This is a genomic window from Mycobacterium sp. E3247 (genome assembly GCF_001667785.1).
In the GTDB taxonomy this organism is placed as follows: Bacteria; Actinomycetota; Actinomycetes; order Mycobacteriales; family Mycobacteriaceae; genus Mycobacterium.
In genome coordinates this window covers 1-2,110 of sequence record NZ_LZJG01000004.1, presented here as the reverse complement: position 1 = coordinate 2,110, position 2,110 = coordinate 1, and the positions used below count along the sequence as shown (strand labels likewise).

Below are 2,110 nucleotides of genomic sequence, written 5' to 3'. Positions count from 1 at the left end.
ATTCAGCAGCTGGTCCGCAAGGGTCGCCGCGACAAGATCGCCAAGGTCAAGACCGCGGCCCTGAAGGGCAGCCCGCAGCGCCGTGGCGTATGCACTCGCGTGTACACCACCACTCCGAAGAAGCCGAACTCGGCGCTTCGGAAGGTCGCGCGCGTCAAGCTGACCAGCCAGGTCGAGGTCACCGCCTACATCCCGGGCGAGGGCCACAACCTGCAGGAGCACTCGATGGTGCTGGTCCGTGGTGGCCGAGTCAAGGACCTGCCCGGTGTGCGGTACAAGATCATTCGCGGTTCGCTCGACACCCAGGGGGTCAAGAACCGTAAGCAGGCTCGCAGCCGTTATGGCGCCAAGAAGGAGAAGAGCTGATGCCGCGCAAGGGGCCCGCGCCGAAGCGTCCGTTGGTCAACGACCCGGTCTACGGGTCGCAGCTGGTCACCCAGCTGGTGAACAAAGTCCTCCTGCAGGGGAAGAAATCGCTGGCCGAGCGCATTGTTTATGGAGCGCTCGAGAATGCCCGGGACAAGACGGGCACCGATCCTGTGATCACGCTCAAGCGCGCCCTCGACAACGTCAAGCCCGCGCTGGAGGTGCGCAGCCGCCGCGTCGGCGGTGCGACCTACCAGGTGCCGGTCGAGGTCCGTCCGGACCGGTCCACCACGCTGGCGCTGCGCTGGCTTGTCAGCTTCTCGCGGCAGCGCCGGGAGAAGACGATGGTCGAGCGGCTGGCGAACGAGATCCTGGACGCCAGCAACGGCCTGGGAGCCTCCGTCAAGCGGCGTGAGGACACCCACAAGATGGCCGAGGCCAACCGCGCCTTCGCGCACTATCGCTGGTAAAGGCGGCGTCCGGCGCCGAACTGGCAGAGTGGCCGGGCGCAACCAAGACAGCAACCAAGCAATCGAAAGAGTGGGAAGACTTCTGTGGCACAGAAGGACGTGCTGACCGACCTGACCAAGGTCCGCAACATCGGCATCATGGCGCACATCGACGCCGGCAAGACGACGACGACGGAGCGCATCCTCTACTACACCGGTATCAGCTACAAGATCGGTGAGGTCCACGATGGCGCCGCCACGATGGACTGGATGGAGCAGGAGCAGGAGCGCGGAATCACCATCACCTCCGCCGCCACCACCTGCTTCTGGAACGACAACCAGATCAACATCATCGACACCCCCGGGCACGTCGACTTCACCGTCGAGGTGGAGCGCAGCCTGCGCGTGCTCGACGGTGCCGTGGCCGTCTTCGACGGCAAGGAGGGTGTCGAGCCGCAGTCCGAGCAGGTGTGGCGCCAGGCCGACAAGTACGACGTCCCGCGGATCTGCTTCGTCAACAAGATGGACAAGATCGGCGCCGACTTCTACTTCTCGGTGCGCACGATGGAAGAGCGCCTCGGCGCCAACGTCATCCCGATCCAGCTGCCGGTCGGCTCCGAAGGCGACTTCGAGGGCGTCGTCGACCTGGTCGAGATGAAGGCCAAGGTGTGGAGCGCGGAGGCCAAGCTCGGTGAGAAGTACGACGTCGTCGACATCCCCGCCGACCTGCGGGAGAAGGCCGACGAGTACCGCACCAAGCTGCTCGAGGCCGTCGCCGAGACCGACGAGTCGCTGCTGGAGAAATACCTGGGCGGCGAGGAACTCACCGTCGAGGAGATCAAGGGCGCACTCCGCAAGCTGACCATCAGCTCGGAGGCCTACCCGGTGCTGTGCGGCAGCGCGTTCAAGAACAAGGGCGTGCAGCCGATGCTGGATGCGGTCATCGACTACCTGCCCTCGCCGCTGGACGTGCCGCCGGCCGTCGGCCACGCGCCCGGCAAGGAGGACGTCGAGGTCATCCGCAAGCCGTCCACCGACGAGCCGTTCTCGGCGCTGGCGTTCAAGGTCGCCACGCACCCGTTCTTCGGCAAGCTCACCTACGTCCGGGTGTACTCGGGCAAGGTCGACTCCGGCAGCCAGGTCATCAACTCCACCAAGGGCAAGAAGGAGCGGCTGGGCAAGCTGTTCCAGATGCACTCCAACAAGGAGAACCCGGTGGAGACCGCGTCGGCGGGTCACATCTACGCGGTGATCGGCCTGAAGGACACCACCACCGGCGACACCCTGAGCGACCC

The 2,110-nt window shown here is 65.5% G+C and carries 3 protein-coding genes; all 3 read left to right on the top strand.

What is annotated here, in order from left to right; translation table 11 throughout:
- Nucleotides 1-366: 30S ribosomal protein S12 (rpsL, locus tag A9X04_RS00245; RefSeq protein WP_231985624.1), on the top strand; the 366-nt coding region annotated here is incomplete at its 5' end.
- Nucleotides 366-836, top strand: coding sequence for a 30S ribosomal protein S7 (gene rpsG, locus A9X04_RS00240; protein ID WP_007167813.1), 471 nt, complete (start codon nt 366-368; stop codon nt 834-836). The genes rpsL and rpsG, both read left to right, overlap by 1 nt.
- An 84-nt stretch (nt 837-920) precedes the next feature.
- Nucleotides 921-2,110: translation factor GTPase family protein (locus A9X04_RS00235; protein WP_156764153.1), on the top strand; the 1,190-nt coding region annotated here is incomplete at its 3' end.